This window comes from Paenibacillus hexagrammi (genome assembly GCF_021513275.1).
GTDB classification, from domain to species: Bacteria; Bacillota; Bacilli; order Paenibacillales; family NBRC-103111; genus Paenibacillus_E; species Paenibacillus_E hexagrammi.
Genome location: NZ_CP090978.1, coordinates 265,768 through 288,753, shown reverse-complemented (window position 1 = coordinate 288,753; position 22,986 = coordinate 265,768). Strand labels below are relative to the sequence as shown.

At 48.9% G+C, this 22,986-nt stretch carries 20 protein-coding genes and 1 pseudogene; 7 read left to right on the top strand and 14 right to left on the bottom strand.

The genetic code is table 11. From position 1 onward, the window contains the following. Nucleotides 1-64: 64 nt before the first annotated feature. The 3 genes from L0M14_RS01350 to L0M14_RS01340 are packed head-to-tail and all read right to left on the bottom strand — an operon-like array spanning nucleotide 65 to nucleotide 2,605. Nucleotides 65-511: a DUF6526 family protein gene (locus tag L0M14_RS01350; RefSeq protein WP_235120322.1), complete on the bottom strand. Its 447-nt coding sequence runs from the start codon at nucleotides 509-511 to the stop codon at nucleotides 65-67. 31 nt (nucleotides 512-542) lie between these two features. Then, nucleotides 543-1,634: an ABC transporter permease gene (locus tag L0M14_RS01345; RefSeq protein ID WP_235120321.1), complete on the bottom strand. Its 1,092-nt coding sequence runs from the start codon at nucleotides 1,632-1,634 to the stop codon at nucleotides 543-545. After that, nucleotides 1,631-2,605, bottom strand: a complete 975-nt coding sequence (locus L0M14_RS01340; protein WP_235120320.1) for an ABC transporter ATP-binding protein — start codon at nucleotides 2,603-2,605, stop codon at nucleotides 1,631-1,633. The genes L0M14_RS01345 and L0M14_RS01340 overlap by 4 nt, the downstream gene beginning before the upstream one ends. 294 nt (nucleotides 2,606-2,899) lie before the next feature. On the opposite strand from L0M14_RS01340, the gene L0M14_RS01335 reads away from it, so the two are divergent. The 4 genes from L0M14_RS01335 (at nucleotide 2,900) to L0M14_RS01320 (ending at nucleotide 5,316) form a co-directional block, all read left to right on the top strand. Beyond that, nucleotides 2,900-3,238, top strand: a complete 339-nt coding sequence (locus tag L0M14_RS01335; RefSeq protein WP_235120319.1) for a helix-turn-helix domain-containing protein — start codon at nucleotides 2,900-2,902, stop codon at nucleotides 3,236-3,238. Beyond that, a complete protein-coding gene (locus tag L0M14_RS01330) occupies nucleotides 3,235-3,975 on the top strand; it encodes an ImmA/IrrE family metallo-endopeptidase (protein ID WP_235120318.1) in 741 nt (246 codons plus the stop codon). The genes L0M14_RS01335 and L0M14_RS01330 overlap by 4 nt, the downstream gene beginning before the upstream one ends. Then, a complete protein-coding gene (locus tag L0M14_RS01325) occupies nucleotides 3,959-4,174 on the top strand; it encodes a PIN domain-containing protein (protein ID WP_235120317.1) in 216 nt (71 codons plus the stop codon). The genes L0M14_RS01330 and L0M14_RS01325 overlap by 17 nt, the downstream gene beginning before the upstream one ends. 470 nt (nucleotides 4,175-4,644) lie before the next feature. Continuing rightward, nucleotides 4,645-5,316: a hypothetical protein gene (locus tag L0M14_RS01320; protein ID WP_235120316.1), complete on the top strand. Its 672-nt coding sequence runs from the start codon at nucleotides 4,645-4,647 to the stop codon at nucleotides 5,314-5,316. Here L0M14_RS01320 and L0M14_RS01315 read toward each other — a convergent pair. The 5 genes from L0M14_RS01315 to L0M14_RS01295 all read right to left on the bottom strand — a co-directional run bounded on the left by L0M14_RS01315 (nucleotide 5,231) and on the right by L0M14_RS01295 (nucleotide 11,026). Continuing rightward, nucleotides 5,231-6,325 carry a glycoside hydrolase family 88/105 protein gene (locus L0M14_RS01315; protein ID WP_235120315.1) on the bottom strand — a complete coding sequence of 365 codons (1,095 nt, stop codon included), beginning with the start codon at nucleotides 6,323-6,325 and terminating at the stop codon, nucleotides 5,231-5,233. The genes L0M14_RS01320 and L0M14_RS01315 overlap by 86 nt on opposite strands. Continuing rightward, nucleotides 6,316-7,467, bottom strand: coding sequence for a hypothetical protein (locus tag L0M14_RS01310; protein WP_235120314.1), 1,152 nt, complete (start codon nucleotides 7,465-7,467; stop codon nucleotides 6,316-6,318). Before L0M14_RS01310 ends, L0M14_RS01315 begins: the two co-directional genes overlap by 10 nt. A 16-nt stretch (nucleotides 7,468-7,483) precedes the next feature. Continuing rightward, nucleotides 7,484-8,359: a carbohydrate ABC transporter permease gene (locus tag L0M14_RS01305; RefSeq protein WP_235120313.1), complete on the bottom strand. Its 876-nt coding sequence runs from the start codon at nucleotides 8,357-8,359 to the stop codon at nucleotides 7,484-7,486. Nucleotides 8,360-8,389: 30 nt separating this feature from the next. Next, nucleotides 8,390-9,340: an ABC transporter permease gene (locus L0M14_RS01300; RefSeq protein ID WP_235120312.1), complete on the bottom strand. Its 951-nt coding sequence runs from the start codon at nucleotides 9,338-9,340 to the stop codon at nucleotides 8,390-8,392. A gap of 186 nt (nucleotides 9,341-9,526) precedes the next feature. After that, nucleotides 9,527-11,026 (bottom strand): extracellular solute-binding protein, encoded by a 1,500-nt coding sequence (locus L0M14_RS01295; protein WP_235122770.1) that lies wholly within the window; start codon nucleotides 11,024-11,026, stop codon nucleotides 9,527-9,529. A gap of 1,420 nt (nucleotides 11,027-12,446) precedes the next feature. Here L0M14_RS01295 and L0M14_RS01290 point away from each other — a divergent pair. Then, nucleotides 12,447-15,305: a family 14 glycosylhydrolase gene (locus L0M14_RS01290; RefSeq protein ID WP_235120311.1), complete on the top strand. Its 2,859-nt coding sequence runs from the start codon at nucleotides 12,447-12,449 to the stop codon at nucleotides 15,303-15,305. A 287-nt stretch (nucleotides 15,306-15,592) separates the two neighbouring features. Here L0M14_RS01290 and L0M14_RS01285 read toward each other — a convergent pair whose 3' ends face one another. Next, complete coding sequence (locus L0M14_RS01285) at nucleotides 15,593-17,014, bottom strand: extracellular solute-binding protein (RefSeq protein ID WP_235120310.1); 1,422 nt, start codon at nucleotides 17,012-17,014, stop codon at nucleotides 15,593-15,595. 205 nt (nucleotides 17,015-17,219) lie between these two features. Here L0M14_RS01285 and L0M14_RS01280 point away from each other — a divergent pair, with 205 nt between their 5' ends. Further along, nucleotides 17,220-17,531 carry a hypothetical protein gene (locus tag L0M14_RS01280; RefSeq protein ID WP_235120309.1) on the top strand — a complete coding sequence of 104 codons (312 nt, stop codon included), beginning with the start codon at nucleotides 17,220-17,222 and terminating at the stop codon, nucleotides 17,529-17,531. A gap of 29 nt (nucleotides 17,532-17,560) precedes the next feature. Then, nucleotides 17,561-19,588: a helix-turn-helix domain-containing protein gene (locus L0M14_RS01275; RefSeq protein WP_235120308.1), complete on the top strand. Its 2,028-nt coding sequence runs from the start codon at nucleotides 17,561-17,563 to the stop codon at nucleotides 19,586-19,588. Nucleotides 19,589-19,707: 119 nt separating this feature from the next. On the opposite strand, the gene L0M14_RS01270 is transcribed toward L0M14_RS01275, so the two are convergent. The 5 genes and pseudogenes from L0M14_RS01270 to L0M14_RS01250 all read right to left on the bottom strand — a co-directional run bounded on the left by L0M14_RS01270 (nucleotide 19,708) and on the right by L0M14_RS01250 (nucleotide 22,905). After that, nucleotides 19,708-19,866 (bottom strand): hypothetical protein, encoded by a 159-nt coding sequence (locus L0M14_RS01270; RefSeq protein WP_235120307.1) that lies wholly within the window; start codon nucleotides 19,864-19,866, stop codon nucleotides 19,708-19,710. A 215-nt stretch (nucleotides 19,867-20,081) separates the two neighbouring features. Further along, a complete protein-coding gene (locus tag L0M14_RS01265) occupies nucleotides 20,082-20,438 on the bottom strand; it encodes a catalase-related domain-containing protein (RefSeq protein WP_235122769.1) in 357 nt (118 codons plus the stop codon). 9 nt (nucleotides 20,439-20,447) lie between these two features. After that, a pseudogene (locus L0M14_RS01260) lies at nucleotides 20,448-21,541 on the bottom strand (catalase); the annotation flags it as partial. 165 nt (nucleotides 21,542-21,706) lie between these two features. After that, a complete protein-coding gene (locus L0M14_RS01255; protein WP_235120306.1) occupies nucleotides 21,707-22,534 on the bottom strand; it encodes a response regulator transcription factor in 828 nt (275 codons plus the stop codon). Beyond that, a complete protein-coding gene (locus L0M14_RS01250; RefSeq protein ID WP_235120305.1) occupies nucleotides 22,513-22,905 on the bottom strand; it encodes a Fur family transcriptional regulator in 393 nt (130 codons plus the stop codon). Before L0M14_RS01250 ends, L0M14_RS01255 begins: the two co-directional genes overlap by 22 nt. Nucleotides 22,906-22,986 lie beyond the last annotated feature (81 nt).

Sequence of the window (22,986 nt, the reverse complement as noted above, 5' to 3'; positions counted from 1 at the left end):
AGCTGTTAGCTGGCTGCCTCCGTATCTTTACAGCTATGTAAATGGTTCATCCTACGTGCTTATCCTAAACGCGTTGATGGTCTGCCCTCCACGATCTAATGGATCTTTTGATAGCGTCGGGCTTCAAATTTTCTTTCACTGCCTGTTCGCACAAAGGAGGGAACTCCTCATCGCTTGCGAAGCGCAGGGCAATGAGCTGTGGAATCGTTAGGCTAGGATCGATCCACCTACCAGTGAGTTTATAGTGACGAAGATCCTCTTCCGTGCGAATAACGCGATCCTGAACCTTTAGTCCTACGCTGCGGGACACTAAGATCAGCAAGAGCATCATGATGCTCAGAAATAGCAGCAGCAAGGAGGCAAACACAGCATTTCCTCCTGCGATTTGAAGCCCTGCATACACAAGGGAACCTATCGCTGTCACTAGGCTTAAAGGCATCAGGAAAAAATGGACAATCGGCACGAACTGTTTATGGTTGTTATAATTTTGCTCAGGCTTTGAGCTACTCACTCGGAATCAGTCCTCTCACATGATTTTCGGGTTACTCCCATTTAAATGTATAGCTGGCAATGAGGAATGCAACAATCATCCACCCGCTGAGCAGTGCGAACTCTGGCCATAGGGTCGTTAAGTCGGCACCCACGTTCATGACCTGCCTGAGTAGCGTAGATAGATGCGTAATCGGCAGCAGTTTCACCACAGGCTGAAGCAGCTCCGGCATGTTCTTGATTGGAAAGAAGACGTTACCCACAAATAACAGCGGGAAAGAAATAAATCCGGCAATCGGTCCTGCACTCTCCGGTGTCTTAGCAATACTGGCGATGATAAAGCCAATGGACATGAAGGTCAATGTGCCTAAAACTACACCGGCAATTAGCAGCAGCCACGAGCCGCGAACCTGTACATCGAAAAACAAATAGGCGATGAGCAGGACGATGAGTGCTTGCAGACCATTCAGCAACAGTCTTGCGCTAATCTGTGCTGAGATAAAGGTCGAAGCCTTAAGTGTTGTACTTTGCATCCGGCGAAGGATTCCCCGCTCTCTCCAGGCCGCGATTTGTCCGGAAACACCGTTTAAGTTCGAGGTCATAATCATCATCGATACGATACCAGGTACCAAAAAATCAATATAGGCGAGTTTAATCGCTTGAATACCGATAGGTTTAACGGTTAACGTTTGCTTATACTGAATGAGCTTCTTGCTGATCTGGTCGGCTGCTTGATTGACTAATTGAAGGCCTAATTGAGTGGCAGCTATGTTCGTCTCATCGTAGTATACTGGCAGCTGGGTGATCGTATCGGCAGTCTTTACAGATGTACTGTAATCTTTGGGTATGACGACAACGAGCTGCAGATCCCCTTTCTTCAAGGCATCCATAGCCTGGCTTTGGTCCAGTTTCTCATCGACATCCACAACTTGAAGAGCTTTTACGGAGTCGATCAACTCCCGTGAATCCGCGGTCCTGTCTTCATCAACTACAGCAGCCGTTACGGAAACGCTGTTCCCCCCGCCAAGCAATGAGCCTAGCGCCACCATAAGCAGAATCGGAAATAAGAGGGAAAAGAAGATCACAGATCGATTGCGGGAAAAAACACGAAGCTGGGCAAGCGTTAATTGCAAATAAGCACTCATGCTTCTCGAAGGCTCCTTCCGGTCATATGTAAAAAGACATCCTCTAACGTAGCCGTACGTGTCTGCAAATCCGAAAAAGCCAATTCATTCTGGTTGGCAAATTGCATAAATGCCAGGAGCGACGCTTGCAAATGGTCCGTATACAAGGTCACGACGTCACCTCTCGACTCCGCTTGTTTCACCTCGGATAGATCCCGCAACTGGCCTAGAAGCTCCTCCTCCTCCAAGGCTTCAGCAATAACCCGGAATTCGATGGCGCTATCGGACTGAAGGCTGCGAACAAGATTCCTTGGCGTATCCAGAGCGATGATTTCCCCCTGGTCCATCAGGCATATCCGGTCACATAACGCATGGGCCTCATCCATATAGTGGGTACTCAGTACAACGGTCTTCCCCTGCTCCTTCATGCGCAGAATAATGTCCCATAGCGTACGGCGGGCTTGTGGATCAAGTCCCGTAGTCGGCTCGTCGAGAAAGACAACCTTCGGATCATTCAGCAGGGCCAGGGCGATAGCAAGCCGCTGTTTCTGTCCGCCCGACAAGTGCTTGACCCGTCCCTTTGCCTTGTCAGCTAGGATCATTTGCTCAAGAAGAGGCTCAATGGGCAGCGATTTCCGGTAAAAGCTGGCGTACATCTTCATAATCTCACGTACGGTTAAAAGTTCGAACAAGGAAGTGGATTGCAGCTGCACTCCGATAACTTCCTTTACCTTGTTCAGATCCTTTTGCGTATCGTAGCCAGCAACCAGAGCTGTCCCGCCATCCGGCTTACGAAGCCCCTCGATCATCTCCATGGTCGTTGTCTTTCCCGCACCGTTGGGACCAAGCAACCCAAACACTTCCCCTTGCCGAACTTCAAAGTTAATACCGTTGACCGCATTAAAATCACCGTAGCGCTTAAACAAACCCTCAACTTGTATGAGGGGGGCACGATGCCGATCTTCATTCTGGGTGGGCTGAGCAGCGTTCATGATTACCTCCTTAAATGTATGGTAGTGGATGATTCCCCCATATTATAACACTGGCAGTATACGATGCATGAGTGCGGAAAAGTCCCTCTTTGCAAAAAACGCATAAAGGGAAAGCAGTTGTCTCGAGTCATTCGGCTCCATATGCGAACCTTTGGCTGTGGATTTTTGCATTTGAGATATGATTGCATTGCCATGTATCCTTTCAAATCATTTCACATAAGATAATGATGATTATTTGTATACGTATACAGAATTTTATATAATATTCGTAAACAACATAGGTTGGTGTATGCTATGAAAACACAGGAAATTGTAGTTAAAAAGGTTAAGGTTTGGTTGGAAGCAGAAGGGAAATCTTATCAATGGTTGGCTGATGAATTGGAGCTAAGTAAAGGGATGGTAGGACATCTGTTGTCAGGAAAGCGAGTATTACAGCCCCATTACATTGAACAAATCGCAAAATTAATGGATATCCAATTAGTGGATCTTCTTCGGGATGAAACGCTAGAAACAGGATTATTGACTGTTCATTTAAGAGGAAGTATTTCTAATCGTCGGTCCAAAAGAGAACTGGATTCTTTACTATTTGCTATTGAAGATTATATAGGTTTGAAAGATCAGGTGAAAGGATGAATCATAGAGAAAAAGCTGAAAAAATTGCCGAGGTGTACGCCGCGAGTTTTTTAAAAGACGCTATAGGTCATGATTTATTCATAGGTTCACATATTGAACGCTTACTTGCTGATAAAGTTAACTTGATATATCAATATGTAGAAGATGAAAATTACTTTGGTGCAGCAATTAAACATCAGAATGGTGAACAGTTTGTTGTCTTAAATACTTTTCATTCATTACGAGCACGATATTTTACAGCCGCTCATGAACTGTGGCATTTATCAGAAGGAAGTCTGATGCAAGATGAAAATTTTGATCATGAACGTGCAGCGGATCGATTTGCAGCAGCAATAATGTTACCTAAGGCCCTCATCATGGAATTATGGAATAAGTTTAGAAAACAAGGTGACGAAGCAGCTATTCTTCAAATTGCTGACCTTGCAGACGTTCCTTACATGACGGTAGTACGAAGATTAAGTGAACTTGGTGAGAATGTACTACCAGTTAAAAAAATTACCGAAATGGAATGGATAACAGTACGAAGTGAATTAGGTTTTCCAATCTCGGCTTCAGATTATTCTAGCAAGGACACACGATTTGTAGCGTATGAGCATGCAGTAAAAGAAAATGTAGAGAAAAAAGGGTTAGATATTCTTATAGCAGCAAATAAACTTTCGAAGTTTGCTCCCAAGCTTGCAGAACAATATCAACATGCGGCTCTCTCTAGGGGGCATGTTGATGAAGACGAATCGTAATGGAAAAGTGTTTGTTGATGCAAATATATTGATTCATGCAGCAACTTTTAAATCAGCTGACGTATTTTCATGGATTGATTCTTTGTATGAAGATATCTACATCCATCAAGAAGTATTAGATGAATTATTAGTATCAGATGTCAGAAAAAAAGTACAGGGTTATTTGGATCAAGGAACGTGGGAGCTTTTTCAATCCTGATGATGAAGATGCATTGACAGAAGATGAATATGCGATCTATGAAAGTTATTTAAAAGATATGCATCAAGCTTTCGCAGATTTAAATGAGAAGAAATAAAAGAAGGGCGTCCCCTAAAAAATACTAATGATCTCGGAGTAATTCATAGTCTAGCTGCAGTCCTTTTACTAGGGGCGTCAATTATTTGTAGTAATGATCATGATATAAATGAAGTAATTCAAGATACCCCCATCTATGCGACGAATGACGAAGCACTAACTAACTTATTAATCGAACAAGATACACTAGTCGACCTTTGCTATTACATTATTAAGAAAGACATTGAGAAAGCTAAAGTTGTCCGTAAATTTTTAAATGTGGTTTCTTCTGATAAAATCTCTGCTTTAGAGAAACTCTTATCAAATTCAGAAGTACAAGCATAATTTTCCTGTATATTGCAGATGATGAGGGTAAATGTTGCTGGAGGGATTTCATGTACGCCAAAGTTTTGATGTGGGGAATGCTGCTGATTCCGTGGATTTCTTTATTCTTCTTGAAGCCAGCATCCATCCGCAGATTTATGCCTGTTTCCATACTCGGCGCGCTCCTCGTGACCATCGTTTTTGAGATCGCACATGCATTCCGGTGGTGGACTATCTTCGATAAGGCAACCATCGTTCCCTGGGGCTATATTACGAACACCGCCTATACATACGGCTTCTTTCTCATTGGAACGCTTTGGATTTTCAAACTTACCTATCATAGATTTTGGCTCTTTATAGTGACCGATTTGGTGATCAACGGGGGGTTTCAATTTGTTGTAGACCCCCTATTTGTGCGGGCAGGGTTTTACCGTCTCGATAACATTCGACATTGGCAAATCTTCTTACTCATGACCGGCATCGGGCTGATGCTATATTTGTATCAAATGTGGCAGGAAGGCTCGATCAGCCGCGAAGTCAAGAACCAGGACGATCCGTATGAGCTTACGGCTATCGCATCGGGAAAAGGCGAGATAATGAGCTGTACACCTGGCCACGATAACAGCAAAAAAGAGGGGTTTCCCCCTCTCTTATGCATCAACGCAGCGCGTCCTGCATCTCCATGCACGCCATCACGAAAGCGCCGACGCCGTGCAAGTCGTTCTGACTGGTCGGACGCGTGACGTAGTTCTCGTAGTCGCCGGCGGAGGTGCCGATGCAGATCATCGGCAGAATGACCCTGCCCTGCTCGTCAAACTCCAGCGTGCGGACTAGTCCTTCGTAGCCGCGTCGTGCCGAATCCATATAGGCCGCTTCGACAGCGCCATGCTTGACAGCCTTAGCAATGGTGTACACGAACAGGCTGGTGCAGGACGTCTCCAGCCAGTTGTCCGGCAGGTGTCCTTTGTCCACAACCTGATACCACAAGCCGCTCGCCTCGTCCTGGTAACGGGCAAGTGCTCGGACAAAGTCGCCCAGCGAGGCGGCAAGCTCGCCTCGTCCCGGATAGCCCTCCGGCAGTTCATCCAGGAACTGCGCTAGCGCCAGCCCATACCAGCCGAGCGACCGCCCCCAAAATTCCGGCGAGCAACCGGTTTCTGGGTTAGCCCACGGCATGCGGCGGCTTTCGTCCCAGGCGTGATAGAGCAGCCCTGTGCGCTCATCCCGCATATGCGTGCGCATCAAGCGCTCCTGATGCAGAACGGCTTCGCGCAGACTGGTCTCGCCGTACGCATTGGCGTATTTCAAGGAGAATACGCCGGCCATATACAATCCGTCCAGCCACATCTGGTACGGATATTTGTCTTTGTGCCAGTACCCGCCCTCGGATGTGAGATTCAGCGTGTTCAGCAGCGATCTCAACTTTCCGGCAGCAGCCTTATATTTCGGATTCCCTGTCTTGCGATCCAACTCAAACAGCAGAAGGCCTGCTTGAATGGAATCCAGCTCATCGCGGGCGAAATACAGATTGCCCTGCTCGTCCACTAAGCCGTCTACGTATTCCTGGATATACGAAGCATACCGGTCACTCTGCAAGCGGCTGGCCAGCATCTCCATCCCGCATAGAAATACGCCTTGATGGTAATGCCATCTGCCTGCAGGCGGCAGCTCCATCGCCGTATATGTAGCCATAATCGAGTTGCAGGCGGCTTCCGCCCATTCGATCGGCGACTTGTGCACGTTCATAGACATCGTTCGTTCTCCCCTCTTTCCTGTACATCTCTATAAAAATCTCTTGCGCTAAGCCCCCAATCCGGCTCCCCCCTGCCAGCCAAGCGATAGCATACCGAGCGGATGAGCATCGCCTGCGTGCCGGCGTTCATGTCGCCTTCTACTAGCCCGCGTCCAATATGGACGGGTCTAGGCATATTCGGATACGATCCGCCAGATTTAACTTGGGCGACATTGGGCGCTGACGGTGAGTGAGCTAATTCGCGGGAAAATCCTCCATCCTCCCGAAGCAGTCTTCTCATGTTATCACAGGTGATCCGCAGGATCTCTACAAGCTCCGCATCGGGTACCGAAAGCTTCATATACGACAGCAAATGAATCGGATTGCGAATGTAGCACATATCGCCCGCCTCATCCGAGCGGAGACATTCTAATAGGCTAGCATAGATGTTGTTTTCCCTCGGCAGCGGAACATCAAATTGATCATAAAAGAGATGCAGCTTAAACGTCCCGGATATCCGCTCATATCGGGAACCCTCGCCCCATAAGCCTGTCACCTTGTCTTGAATCTCTTCAAAAAAGGGAAAAGCCGCCTCGAGGTAAGCCGCCTGGCGTTCAAGCGGAGTCAGCTGCCTCACGTATACGCAGGAGGTCGACATCCGATCGCAACCGCGCCAGCTGTTGCTGAGATCTACGGAGCGCAGCCAGGCTATGTACGTGTCAGGCGATTCCATATATGCAGGAGCCTCAGCAGCATCATAGGGCAATTCGTACAAAGGCTGTGATCCAAGCTTGCGAAGAGCTCCTGTACTGTAAGAAATCGCCCGGGCTACCATCACTTCGTCGTCCCTCATGTGAGCGTTGGCATCGTAAAAGTAACCGGTCGCAGGATCCTGCTTGTTTTGAAAAAATTGGACCATCCGCTTCTTCATCTCAGCCGGCATGGCGCCCAGCAGCCCACACCGCTCCAAGATATTCAGCGCCTGGGCGGTGGATTCGATATCCGGCATCAGCCCGCTGATCGTCCGGGAGCTGCGGGCATAATAAAACCCGCCGCTCGCCGGATCATACTGCCCTGCCAGCCAAGGGAAGAATCCCTCAAATAAGGCATCCATCTCATCTAAAATGCCGCGCGCAGCAGCCTGCAGCTTAAGCTTCTCCATCGATCTCTTCGCCTCCTTAGCCCTTCATGGAGCCCAGCAAGGCACCTTTGGCAAAATGCTTTTGCAGGAACGGGTAGATGAGCAGGATCGGCAGCGTTGCCACAACAATGACAGCCATCTTGACGGATTGCTCCGGCGGCGGCGTAACGTTATCGAGCGTCGAGCTGTAATCCATGCCGCTGGCGAGGACGACAATTTGGCGCAACAGCACTTGAATCGGCCACATCGCACTTTCATTGAGGTATAAGATCGCGCTCAAATAGGTGTTCCAGTAAGTCACCGCGTAGAACAGCGAGATGGTGGCAATAGCCGGCATCGAGAGTGGCAGAACAATTCGGAACAGAATGCCGAAGTCACTTGCACCGTCGATTTTAGCGGATTCCTCCAAGCCCTCCGGTATGTTTTGGAAGAAGTTCTTCAAAATAATTAGGTTGAAGGCACTTACCGCGCTTGGCAGCACCAATGCCGCATAGGAATCGATCAGACCGAGCTCTTTCACGACGAGGAATGTCGGAATAAGCCCCCCGCTGAACAGCATCGTAAACACGACGAGGAACATGATCGGCTTCCTGCCGTCAAGGTCCCGACGCGACAGTCCGTAAGCCATCAGCGCCGTAACGAACATACTAAACACAGTGCCAAGCAGCGTCACTCCAATGGATACCCCCATGGCTTTAAAGATCGTGCTTGTTGAGAAAATAAACTTGTAGGCTTCCAGACTCCAATCTGTCGGAATCAGTACAAACGTCTTGGCGGCCATCTCCGCGCTTGTCGTAAACGATCCCGCCACTACGTGGATAAACGGAATAATGGTAATCAAGCCGATCACAGTAAGTAAGGTGTAGTTCAGGATAGCAAACAGCCTGCCGCCCAGCGTCTTGTCCTCGACCATGAGTATTCCTCTCCTTTCATAAATCCGCTATTAATATACGCCCTCTTCGCCCATTTTCTTGGCCATTTTATTGGCAAGCATCACAAGCACAAGTCCAATGAACGATTTGAAAAAGCCGATTGCTGCACTGTAGCTGAATTGTCCTTGCTTAAGTCCGGCTGTATATACGTACGTATCAATGATCTCCGCTACGTTTCGATTCATGGAGTTCAGAAGCAAATAAACGTGTTCGAAACCAAGCTCGAGAACATCGCCGATTTTCAAAATTAAGAGAACGACTATGACGCTTCGAATTGCAGGCAGCGTGATGTGCCACATCTGTCTTAGCCTGCCCGCGCCATCCATGCGCGCTGCTTCATACAGCTGCGGGTCGATCGAGGAGATCGCCGCCAAATAAATGATCGTGCCCCAGCCGGCTTCCCGCCAGATGACCTGCACAATATACGTTGGTCTGAACCACTCCGGGCTCAGCAGGAAATTGATCTTTTCCCATCCGAAGTAGGAAATCATCTGATTGATAATCCCGCCATCCATCGTCAGCATAACGAAGCTGATCGATACGATAATGACCCAGGACATAAAGTGCGGCAGATAGACAATCGTTTGGAATACTTTTTTAAACAAACCGAATCTCACTTCGTTCAGCATAAGCGCCAATAGTATCGGAATCGGAAAATAGAAAAGGATGTTCATCACAAATAAAATTAACGTGTTGCTGAGGATATTGAAAAAGTCCGGCTCGGTGAACAGACGCTGAAAATGCTCAAATCCCACCCACTCACTGCCGCTTACGCCCTTAAAGGGCTTATAATTTTGAAATGAAATGATGAGGCCATACATCGGAATATATTTGAATATGAGAAAATACAGCACTCCCGGCAGCAGCATGACGTAGATCCACTTGTTTCTCCACAGGCGTCTGCTTAGCTCACTGCTTCGGGTCGCAGCCACTGCTTTTGGCCGAACGCTTACTTCTTCCATAGCACATTCTTCCTTTCCGGGAGAGTTTGATACATATAAAATGATGGGGACATTCCGGTCAGAGCGGGACCGCCGCGCTGTTACCCTTTGTAGGGCGGTCCTCTCCTCTGGAAACGGATTGTACTGCATGTAAAGCCTGAGACTGATTACGAACACCTCTAGGCTTACACGTGAATTACCGCAAGGTTATTTTTTGTAGGCAGCGTTGTACTCCTCGATAATTTTGTTTCCACCGCGGCTCTTCCAATCCTCGATTGCCTTCTCAAAGCCAGCTTTATCAAGATTGCCGTACATGTATTTATAAGTGGCGTCTTTGATAATTTCTTGCAGCTGAACGCCTTTTTCCAAGTACGTTTTGGACTCCAGAGGAGCTGTAGGATCCTGAACGGCATACTCCAGGTTATCGATTTTAAGCTTCTGCGCTTTGGTCATCGCAGGCACATCGGACAATCCAATGTAGCGGCCTGTCGTATCCTCATCGCCAACTGCCGCATCCGTGAACGCTTTCACTTCGCGCTCCACCAATTCCTTATCCAGCTTCTTCGCTTGACCGTCGACTAGTGTGTAATGCACATCTTTAATGCCCCAATAAACAAGGTTTGCCACTTCAGGCGTCATCATTTTGTCGAAGAATGCAAGAATTTTCTTCAGCTCCGCCTCATCCTTGATAGCGGATTTCGGGAACAGCATCACGTTGGCATATCCAGGCAAGGCCCATGCTGCATATTTACCCGTGGGACCGGCGATCATACTGTGAACATCGACAACGGCAGTTGGCACATTTTTAACCAAATCCTTATTCAAGGACTCTACATCCGTCATCGCGCCGACATAAATGCCTGCGGTTCCGTTGGTGAAGAGCTTCTTCTGGTCGGTCTTACTGGTCGCTGCAAAGTCTTTATTAATAATGCCCTCGTCGCGGAGCTTCTTGAAATAATCCATCGCTTGGATATATTCAGGGAACATAAACTCCGGCTGCAGCTTGCCGTCCTTCTCGCCCCAGTTATTCGGCACGCCGATCCAACTAGCGACCGTTTTAAACGCGCCGTAAATCAAATCATTCCGATCCGTTAAACCGATCGTATCATTCTTGCCGTTGCCGTCCGGATCCTTTTCTGTAAACGCCTTCATCATGTTGTATAAATCTTCTGTCGTTTCTGGCGGCTTAAGTCCCAGCTTATCGGCCCAGTCTTTGCGGTAGATCATACCTTGACGGGCGATATCGACGCCGCGGTACAGCGTATACAGCTTGCCGTCCACCTTCGTGTTGTCGAGTGTCGTAGATTTCAGCTTGCTAAGATTAGGGAAATCCTTCAAGTAAGGTCCAATCTCCCAAAACTGACCGTCGCGAATCGCCGACTTCATCTGGATAAAAGTCGCCTGATTCTTCAAATAAGTAACGGCTGGCAGACCGCCTGTGGCAAACGTGGTATTCAGCTTTTCCTCGTAGCTGTCCGCGGGAAAGAATTGATAGGTTAGCTTGGTGTTCGTCAGCTTTTCCAGTTCCTTCACAATGGTATCCGGCGGTGTCTCTGATGTATTTAATGGAGCCATGATGGTAATTTCCGCAGGCTTGCTGTCTGCCGCTGCTTTAGGCGTTTCACTGCCTGCGTTCGAGGATGATGACGGAGCTTCCGTCTTGCCTCCATCCGAGCATGCGGCGAGCGCAAAGCTCGATACGAGCAGGATACTGAGCGGATCGAAATGAGTCTTCTCTTCATATGGGATAGACCTCCACGAAATGATTTAGTGGTGCTGTGTTGCTACACCTCCTACACTACACTCCAATGGAGGGTACCGATACAATCATTTCGCCATTTAACCCTTACGGGGCAAGGGATCTGAGCTAATGATTATCGGCGTGGCATATGAGTATTGCAGGCCTTTTCTGGACAAGTAGAGCGGAAACTTATAAGATTTGCTTGAAATGCGAGCGAGTTCTAGCCTATACAGGCAAAAGAAGCGTCTCGACTGCTTTGCGTTGGACTAAAGAATCCAAATTCCGGCAACCAGGATGTAAGTCAAGCGGATTTCAAAGTTTCTAGCTTCAAAGAACTGTTTCAATTACCCGAAGTTCATCTACAACGTTGAATAACATCGTTGTAGATGGGAACTTCCGCTTCTCGGTGCGATGTGGGCAGCTGCAACGATGCTCAGCATCGTTGCATGAGAGGCCCCTCGCCTGTGAGAGCTCTACAACGTTGAATAACATCGTTGTAGATGGGAACTTCCGCTTCTCGGTGCGATGTGGGCAGCTGCAACGATGTTCAGCATCGTTGCATGAGAGGCCCCTCGCCTGTGAGAGCTCTACAACGCTGAAAAACATCGTTGTAAGTGGAACTTCCGCTTCTCGGTGCGATGTGGGCAGCTGCAACGATGCTCAGCATCGTTGCATGAGAGGCTCTGCACCCGAAGTTCATCTACAACGCTGAAAAACATCGTTGTAGAGTCGAACTTCCGCGACTCGGCGCGAGGTGGGCAGCTGCAACGATGCTCAGCATCGTTACATGAGAGGCCCCTCGCCTGTGAGAGCTCTACAACGCTGAAAAACATCGTTGTAAGTGGAACTTCCGCGACTCGGTGCGATGTGGGCAGCTGCAACGATGCTCAGCATCGTTACGTGAGAGGCTCTGCACCCGAAGTTCATCTACAACGCTGAAAAACATCGTTGTAGAGTCGAACTTCCGCGACTCGGTTAAGCGGTCAAATATCTTGGAGAGTAGGCATCAAGCTTTCCTGAACAAAGCAACGTCCACCTAAAAGGGGCAGCCGTCTGTCGGCTGGCTCCTTTTTATTTATTTCGACATCCTCATCCAGGATTTCTTTGTTTCATCTTCTTTTTAAGGAAAAATTAGGACATTTTTCATCAACATTCTACTCCCTTTTGTACAATAATTTACATTGTCATGCATCGTGTGATTATCTTACACTAATAGTGTAAACGTTTGCACAGTAAGTTCCAGCACTTCTTCAAGATGATGATTTCCCCCGTCGCTCTGTTAGCTTCGTCAAGTTGCAACATTCCGTTGTCCCCCGCCGAAGCATGCAGAGTATTTTTCAAAACGGTTCTGAAACCGGTTTCAAATTACAAAGGAGGATGGTATTCTTGGTTTCCAACAACCCGATTTGGCGAAAATTCACTTCTTTCTTGTTAGGCTTCGTTGTCTTCCTCTCCACGTTTTTCAGCTCCTTTGCCGGCTCCGCTTATGCGGATACTGCAAGCGATTTTCAGGCGTCCGTCATGGGTCCGCTAACGAAAATCACCGATTGGAACGCTTTTAAGAATCAATTGACTACTTTGAAAAATAACGGCGTCTACGCCATTACTACTGATGTATGGTGGGGCGATGTGGAAAGCGCCGGCGACAATCAATTCGATTGGAGCTATTACAAAACGTATGCCGATGCAGTAAGCTCATCCGGACTGAAATGGGTGCCGATTCTATCCACTCACACATGCGGCGGCAACGTCGGCGATGACTGCAATATTCCAATCCCTAGCTGGTTATGGAGCAAAGGTACAGCGGATGAAATGAAATTCAAAAGCGAAACCGGCTATGTGAACAGCGAGTCTCTTTCCCCTCTATGGAGCGGCATCTCACAGCAATATAACGAGCTCTATGCTTCGTTTGCACAGAACTTTGCCAGCTACAAATCCATTATTCCTAAAATCTACTTAAGCGGCGGACCTTCCGGCGAGCTTCGCTTTCCTTCTTACTATCCGGCTGCAGGCTGGAGCTATCCTTCCCGCGGTAAATTCCAAGTTTACACCGAATCTGCAAAAACAGCGTTCCGCAGTGCCATGATCGCCAAGTACGGCTCACTTAGCGGCGTCAACCAGGCTTGGGGATTGCAATTAACAGCAGACAGCCAGATTAATCCGCCTAGCGACGGCGATTCGTTCTATACCAGCGGCGGCTACAATACCGCTTACGGCAAAGACTTTTTATCCTGGTACCAATCCGTACTCGAAAATCATCTTGCCACGATTGGCGCCGCGGCCCATAACAATTTTGACTCCGTCTTCGGCGTTCGAATCGGTGCCAAAATCTCCGGCGTTCACTGGCAAATGAATAACCCGTCCGCGCCGCACAGCGCTGAACAAGCTGCCGGTTACTATGATTACGACAGACTCATTCAAAAATTCAAAGACAGCAATCTGGATGTAACGTTCACAGCTCTCGAAATGTATGACAGCGGTACTTCCCCGAACTATTCGCTGCCATCCACACTCGTAAACACCGTCGCTTCGATCGCGAACACAAAAGGGGTCCGATTAAACGGCGAGAACGCACTTCCCGCATACGGAAGCAGCCCATTCCAAAAGATTGAAGAGAAACTTACAAACTTCAGCTTTAACGGCTTTACTCTGCTGCGTCTTGCGAACATTGTGAATTCCGACGGTTCTGTAACAGGAGAAATGGCAAACTTTAAGCAATATGTGATCTCCCATGCCAAATTACCAGTTGTAGACGGAAATAAGGTTACTGTTTACTACAAAAAAGGGTACACAACACCTTACATTCATTATCGACCTGCAGGAGGCACTTGGACCACAGCTCCCGGAGCGAAGATGACGGATTCCGAAATCAGCGGCTACACGAAAACTACGATTGATATCGGTACTGCAACCCAGCTGGAAGCCGCTTTTAATGACGGTAACGGCAATTGGGACAGCAACGCTACCAAGAACTACTTCTTTGGCGTAGGCACATCCACTTATACGCCAGGGACTAACGGCGCTGCAGGCACCATTACATCCGGTGCTCCAGCGACCAACACAGATACGACGGCGCCAAGCGTTCCTTCGAACGTTACCGTTTCCTCTAAAACATCAAGCAGCGTTTCGCTTAGTTGGACAGCTTCTACGGACGCAGTAGGGGTAACAGGCTATGAGATTTGGCGTGATGGCACTAAGGTTGGCACCTCTACAAACACATCGTTCACGCAAACCGGCTTAACGGCGAGCACAGCTTATAGCTATTCAGTAAAAGCCTATGACGCAGCAGGCAACATTTCGGCTGCAAGCGCATCGGTAAGTGTAACTACGGACGCCCCTGCAAGCAGCAACAGTGTTACTGTTTACTACAAAAAAGGATACACAACGCCTTACATTCACTATCGCCCTGCTGGCGGAACCTGGACAACCGCTCCTGGGGTCAGCATGCCGGCTGCCGAAGTAAGCGGCTATGCTAAGATTACCATTGATATCGGCTCGGCGACTCAACTGGAAGCGGTCTTTAACAATGGCAGCGGTACTTGGGATAACAACAGTTCCGAAAATTACCTGTTTAACACTGGCATATCCACTTACACACCAGGTGCGAACAACGCTAACGGCACGATTACAGCCGGCGCTCCTACAGGCGGAAGCGCAGATACAACAGCACCTACTGTCCCATCAAATCTAACATCTACAGCCAAGACAGACACAAGCGTTACCTTAAGTTGGACGGCTTCGACGGATGCAGTTGGCGTCACAGGCTATGAGATTTGGCGCGATGGCGTGAAGGTAGGAACAACGGCCGGCACCAGCTATACGCAAACCGGTTTGGCGGCGGGCACCGCTTATAGCTATTCCGTGAAAGCCTACGACGCAGTTGGTAATACCTCCGCTGCAAGCACATCCATCAGCGTCACAACGAACACGTCAAGTGGTAACAGCATTACGATCTACTACAAGAAAGGCTATACAACGCCTTACATTCACTACCGTCCTGCCGGCGGTACTTGGACGGCGGTTCCCGGAGTCAGCATGCCAGCCGCAGAGATCAGCGGTTATGCCAAAATCACGATTAACCTCGGATCGGCGACTCAGCTCGAAGCTGTCTTCAACAACGGCAGCGGCACTTGGGATAACAACGGCGGCCAAAACTACATGTTTAACGCGGGAACCTGCACGTTCACGCCTGGCTCCGGCAGCGCATCCGGCACGATTACAGCCGGCGCTCCTTCAGGTGCTTAGTAACGAGCGATAGATCGCCCGCTCTCCTCATCCGGCTTGATAATCGCTCCGCAACACGCTCTCCGAATGGATACCAACAAATAGTGCGAAAAGTGGAGTCTCAACTCGCTCGTAGCGAATACGACTTGCATAACAAACTAGAACCGTCAGGGGAATTCCCCTGACGGTTCTTTGTCCAAATATAAGCGTACTCGTCATTAAAGGACGGAGTAAGCCGTTTATCTCATTTGCCGCAGCAGCAGGTATTCCCTTTTGCGGTGGGAGGGAGGATGTAAGCGATGCACCGGCTAACGACTTGCTGCCTTTTTGCTGAAATATTCCTTGCTGTACTCATCCGTAATCTGATCGCCGCCGCTTTGCTTCCACCTTTCAATTTCCTTCGCAAAGCCTTTCCCATCCAATTTCCCCAGAATGTAATTGTAGGTTGCATCGGAGATAATTTTGTACAGCTCCAGCCCTTTTTCATCGTAGGTCTTGGACTCCAGACTAACGGTTGGATCCTTGACGATGAACGTTTCATTGTCGGCGCTGAGCTCATCGGCTTTGGTGGTTAGAGACTCTTGCTCGGCAATGTGCAAGACATTCGGATTACTAAGATCTGCGAGCATCAACGTATACAAGGAATTCACTTCATTTACCCGCAGTTGGGAGGTTTCCTCGAGGAGACGCACCTGGTCGCCTACTTTGGTATAGTGCTTGCCCTCAATGCCGTAACGCAGCAGGTTCGCCACGTCTTTATCCATGGTCCGGTCAAAAAATTCAAGGACCTGCTTCAGCTCCTCTTCCGTTTTGATCGCTTTCTTGGAGAAAAGGTACAGGCCGTTATAGTTCGGTATGGACCATACTTTGAAGCCTTGCGGTCCGGCAATGCGATTGGCCAAGGTGAATTCAGCCTTCGGATTGATCAGCTTGGCCTCATCGTGAATGCGCTGCACGTCCTGCATGCTGCCGATGTAGACGCCAGCTAGCCCCCTCAGTACCTTATCTCGTTGTACCTCCTTGCTGGTGACGGCAAAGTCTTGATTAATCAGCTTCTCATTATACAGCTTTTTCATAAAATCCATCGTATCCACATAAGCTGGGGATTCAAACTCTGGAATCAGACGCTGCTCCGTCTCCGATACGCTCCAGCCATTTGGTGTGCCGAAATAGGAGCTAAGCGTCTTGAACGCCCCAAACACCAGATCATTCCGGTCCGTGAGCCCAAACGTATCTTGTTTGCCGTCACGGTCGGGGTCTCCGTAGGTGAACTGCTTCAGCACCTCATACAGTTCATCCAAAGTCGCGGGCTTGGCCAGTCCCAGATTATCGAGCCAATCCTTGCGAATAATGAGTCCCTGCCGGGAAGAAGGCCGTTCTGTATACAGACCATAGATCTTGCCATCGACCGCGGCCTGCTCCAAGATATCTGGATTCAGTTTTTTTAAATTCGGGTATTGCTGCAGATACGGTCCGATTTCCCAGAATGCGCCGGAACGGATCGAATTTTTCAATATAATATAATCGGAGTATTTGATAAAGGTAGCTTTTTTCAGTGTGTTGGTCGTCAAGGCTGTGTTCACTTTATCCGTATAGATCCCGTCAGGCACCCAATTCATCTCCAGCTTGGTACCGGTCAAACGCTCAATTTCCTGAACGATCTCTTCGTTAGGAGGATGCGGAAAATGAAGCGGAGCCATTATCGATATGGCCGGCCGGTCGTCCGACACCGCTTCGGTATCCGTGCCCTTTTATTCTCGCAAGCGCTTACAAAGAGGACGATGCTCAGCGTTAGCCATAAACCTCCCAATATGCGCATGAATGGATGCAAACCGCTTTTCATCTGGATTCCCCCTTATAAATCAATGATTAAGTACCCTCATATGAGCAAATGATTACTCCTGAAGCAGATGATTATTGTCCTGCAGGCTCATCTTGACTACAATAGATACATTCTCTGTTCATCATACACTACAAGATAAGGTGTTGGATGCCGTGCGTTCTCTAAGCTTTCTGAGTAAGATGACCATCTTTGGTTTTCTGTTAAGTACACTGCCGGTTATTTTTATCGGTGCGTTCTCTTTCATGACATCTTCCAAGGAAATCCAAAAAAATGTCAACGAAGGCAAAATGCAGTTAATCATGCAAATTAACTCCAATGTAGAGCAGAAATTAACGACTGTCAACCACACCCTCAATCAAGTGATCAACTCTACTGTTCTAAAAAAGCGATCGATATACCGCTGACTGTAAACGATTTCAAGCTGTATGACGATTTGCGCAGCGAAATTCGGTATATGCAATCCTTCGATACGAGGCTAGAAGATGTCGTCCTGATTAACAAACGCTATAACTGGATGATCAAAAATTCCGGGCTTTACACCCTTGATGAATACCCGTACCACAAGCAGTTGGCGGAACTGATGGAACAGGCGGAGAACAGCACCTGGGTCCTGAATCCATCGGAATGGTTCTACACGGAAGAGAACGCCCGCAGCGTTACCTGCGATTACCAAATCAGCCTGGTCAAGAAACTGCCGACCACCGGACTTGATCAGTACGGCATGGCACTTGCCAACATCCCTGCATGCAGTCTGCAGGATTTGCTGAACACGGATACGCAGCAGCCTTATACCGACATCATGATTCTCAGTGAAAGTCATCAAATCCTGATGAACGCCGATTCGTCACTCATTGGCAAGCCGGTGAGCGAAACAGGTTTAACGGGCCTTGACCAGCTGTCTGGACAGCACGGACAGTTCACAACCGAAATCGGCAAAAAGCCGTATGCGGTGACGTACCTTCGCTCCCAGCTGAATGGCTGGATCTACTTGTCCGTGACTTCCATCGAGAGCATGACGAAGGAGTCGTACAAAATCGGGACCTACACGATCTATGTCTGTCTGCTGATGCTGCTGATTTCTACACTGCTCGCTTGGCTTGGCTCCCGCCGCATGTATTCACCGATCCAGCGCCTGCTGAGTCAGATTGACTCCTTGTTGAGCTTGAACAACAAGCGCAAAGCCAACGAGTTCCAGCTGATCGGCGAGCAAGTGCACCATTTGTTCCAGTCCAAATCCCGACTCGAGAACGAAGTTCGGCAGCATATCCAGCAGGTGCGTACCCTGTTCTTGATGAAAGCCTACCAAGGCAATATGCGTCAAGGCGAAATCATAGAGAAGCTGCAGCAATTCGGTTACGGTACCCACATGTCGGAGTGGCACACGATGTCCGTCATCACCCTGCAGATCGACTCCATCGATAATTCCCGTTACGAAAAGCAGGATATCGAGCTGCTGCTCTTCGCCGTCCATAACATGGTCGAGGAGCTCATCGCCCCTGAGCGGAGGCTGGCTCCCGTCATCATGGACCAAACCGTCGTCACGTTGATCGGCAGCCCCGACTCCGACGAGCATACATTTCGCAACGAGCTGTACGGACTAACCGAGCAGCTGCAGCGGGAAATATCCAGCTATCTTCACCTTCAAGTCAGCATTGGCATGAGTCTGCCGATACAGACTTTTACAAATATGCCGATAGCGTACCGTGAAGGGCTCGAGGCGTTGAAGCACCGCATTAAGTTGGGCGAAGGCATCATCATTCAGTACGAGAACATCAACTCGGGCAAGCATTACTTGAATCTGAATTACCCGAAGCATATCGAGCAGGAGCTTAAGGATGCCATTAAGGTAGCGGATAAAGAGCGTTCCAAGGAGCTCCTGAAGCAAATGATTCAATCCGTGCTGGATGCGCCGTTATCTCCGCAGGATTACCAGATCCCGCTGGCGAGACTCCTGAATAATCTGCTGATTGTCATGCAGGAATCGGGCGTGAGCTTGAATCAGATTCATCAAGGAAAGGGCTCCTTATTTGAAGAGCTGCTGGATCTGCAAACCGCCGCGGATATCGAGGACTGGTATTGGACGCAGGTCGTCCATCCGATGATCCGGATTTTCCGCGACCGGCAGGATGCCCAGTACCACAACATCTCGGAAAAGATCATCGATCTCGTACAGCGCTATTACGATACCGATCTGACCCTGGAGGAATGTGCCTCCCAGCTTCATTACAATGCGAATTACTTGAGCAGCATTTTCCGCAAGGAAACGAATCATTCGTTCAGTGAGTACCTCACAGCCTACCGGTTCAACATGGCGAAAAAATGGCTGGCGGAGACCGACATGCCGATCAAAGATATTTCCGCGAAGCTGCGGTACAACAATTCGCAGAACTTCATCCGCTCCTTCCGCAAGCTCGAAGGCATGACGCCGGGGCAGTACAGGGAGAAGAATGCGGAGAAGTGAAGCAAAGAGAATACATGCGTCCATGTCTGTAACGATCAATAACATTCGTGGACTTCCCTATGTGCTTGAAAAGCGAAAACCCACAATCAGGACGCTGATTGTGGGTTTTCTTTATATCATCATGACTTATGTCTGCTAGCTGCAACTTCCCGAAGGGCTTGTTTGGCTTCGGCCAGTGCGGCGAGCTTCTTCCCGTCCATTACTTTTAAACCGCTTTTGGCTGGCGGAATACTTGTCCCATCTAACTTAAACGGAGTATATGGTGATTTTGCTCCCATAACAATCGCCTCCTCTTTAATCATATTGTACAATAAAAAACCAGATAAGCGGGAATATATTCCATTCCGGTAGTACTAAATACTAGAGGAGCGACTTTTGTATTGTCTGGAAAAGCCAAAAAGCCAAGCAAATCACAACTCGCTTAGCTTCTTGATTTTGGCTTATTGATAGATTCATGGTTCCTACAAGAGTAAAAGTCTCCCTTTCATTACCCTCACGGCCGTGACTGAGGCATATGCTTGCCTACATCCACGCCCAGGCCTGCCGCGACACGCATGCCGTATTCGATGTCGGCGCGGAAAAAGTTGCAGATCGCCCGCAGCTGAATGTCTTGCGGGGTCTGCTTCAGATCGTTGACGAGATTATGGATCAAGTGATCCTTCTCTTCTTGCGTGTAGCTGCGGTATTTCTCGCCCGCCTGCGTGAAATCGTCGGTTTTCTCGATTTGCTGCCGTGCTCCCTGACCCACGATCGGAGATGGTGTGTCGGTATAAGAAGGCACCTCCTTCGGGCTGTCTACGAAGCTATTAGGCTCATAATTCACTGGCGAAGGGTCCTGGTTCACGTTCATGAAGCCGTCACGTTGATGGTTGCGAACCGGGGCATAAGGGCAGTTCACCGGAATTTGCAGGTAGTTCGCGCCCAGACGGTACCGCTGCGTATCCGGGTAGGAGAACAGGCGTCCTTGCAGCAGCTTATCTTCCGAAGTCTCAATGCCAGGCACCAGCGCGCTCGGTGAGAACGCAGACTGTTCAACCTCCGCGAAAAAGCTCTGCGGGTTGCGATTTAACGTCATCGTGCCGATTTTATGCAGCGGATACTGATCTTCCGGCCATGTTTTCGTAGGATCCAGCGGATCGAAGCTGAGGTTGTCGATGTCCTCCGGTGACATCAACTGCACTTGAGCTCCCAGCGTGGGAAATTGCCTGCTTTGATCTGATCATACAGATCCCGCGTAGCATGATTGAAGTCCCTCCCCTGCATCTCTTGAGCCTCCTGCGCAGAGAAATTGACGACGCCCTGAACGGATTTCCAGTGGTATTTCACGTAAGTGATCTGTCCTGCCGCATTGATCCACTTGAAGGCGTGAACGCTGAAGCCATCCATTTGACGATAGTTGGCAGGCGTGCCGTTATCGGAAAATACCCAGGTCAGCATGTGCGTGGACTCCGGAGTAAGTGTCATAAAGTCCCAGTACCTCGCGGGATCCTGTATGTTCGTGTCCGGTGCAGGCTTGAGCGAATGTACCATATCCGGGAATTTCATCGCATCGCGGATAAAGAATACCGGCAGATGATTTCCGACAATGTCATAGTTGCCTTCGCTGGTGTAGAACTTCACCGCGAAGCCCCGTGGATCACGGGCGGTCTCCGGTGAACCCGTGCCGTGAATAACCGTGGAGAATCGGACAAACACAGGTGTGGTGCGTCCAGCCTCTTGGAACAGATGGGCTTTGGTATAAGCACTCATGCTGTTCTCCACCTCGAATACCCCGTGCGCTCCCGCTCCTCTGGCATGAACAACCCTCTCTGGAATACGTTCTCGATCGAAGTGAGCGATTTTTTCAAGCAGATGGTAATCCTCAATTAATGTCGGCCCTCTTCGTCCAGCAGTCCGGGAATTCTGGTTATCGCCTACAGGCGCGCCTTGATTGGTCGTTAATCTATGCTCCATGTCTCATGTTCTCCTTTATAATTAGACTTGATCTAAATCTTAGATAGATCTTATCATGTAAAAAGGAAGCGTTCATGAGTTTTGCATGAAGTTATCATGAAGATTAGATGAAGATGACTACGTAATGGACAATGAAAGTGACTACGTAGATGACTATATAAAGGACTAGGTAGCCAAACGGTATCCGACGCCGCGGACTGTGACGATGTACTCAGGATGCGAAGCCGAGTCCCCAAGTTTTTTGCGCAAGCTTTTCATATGAACATCCACAACATTGCTGCCGCCAAAATAGTGGGAGCCCCACACACGGTTCAGCAGCTCTTCACGCTGGAGCACCGCACCATCCGATTCGAGGAGGAAGAGCAGCAGCAGATACTCCGTCTTGGTTAGAACAACCGGCCTATGAGCTACGGTCAGCGTCATTCTTCTCGCATCCAGCTTCAAATCCTTAAAGGTGTAGCTGCCCGCTTCGTCCTGGATATCATGAGGGGGCTGCGGAGACTGCTGCTGAAGCAGGCTCTTGATCAGCTTCACTGTATCCTGCACCTGATGGGAAGCAGCAACCGCACCTCCAAGCTGATGGATCGCTTCGCTGTGCAGCCCTTCACGGGATGTGCCTTCACGAGATGCGATCCACAGCAGCGGTGTGGTTTTTCCGGCTCTGTCGGCCCACTCTTGCAGCTTGTGTCTATCGTCCGATACGTCCAGCGCTTTCACATCGATGATGACCGCATCCATTGGCAGGCCAATGATCGCAAGCGAATCGGCCCGATGAAACAGCATGACATCGTAGCACTGCTGCGTTAATTCTTTTACCAGCTCACTGTGCTTGTTCGGAAAAGGACTTACGATGGCAATCCTGCTTGATTCCGTGCAGTAAGCTCCCTCTATGTCTGCCCCTAAGTCTGATCCTATGTCTGCCGCTCTGCTGCCATCAGATCCATAAGACAACTGTACGTCAGTACTTTCGACTACTTGCTCGCTGCTTGGCATGCCGCACACACTCCTTCAAACACGACTTGCGAATCTTCGATGAGATAAGAAGTCTCCTGCTCGACTTGCTTCACCCACTGGATCGGCGTTTCAGTTAGAACCTCATCTACCCGTCCACATCGCTTGCATATGATATGATGATGGTCATCCGTTCTCGCGTCGTATCGGCTGGAGGCTTCTCCAAGCTTCAGCTCGCGAATCAGCCCGGTATCTGACAGATAACGCAGCGAATTGTACACGGTACCATAAGCCAGATGCTGCCCTTTATCCCGCAAACGTTCAATAATATCCGCAGCTGTGGGATGATCTTCGCTATGCTGGACAATGTCCAGGATCGCCTTGCGCTGAGAGGTTAAATTTATTTTCTCCATGTAGGTTCATCTCTTTTCATTATATTTAGATTAAGTATAAATATAACTGTAGAAGATTTCAATACAGGCGGAATCAATTTG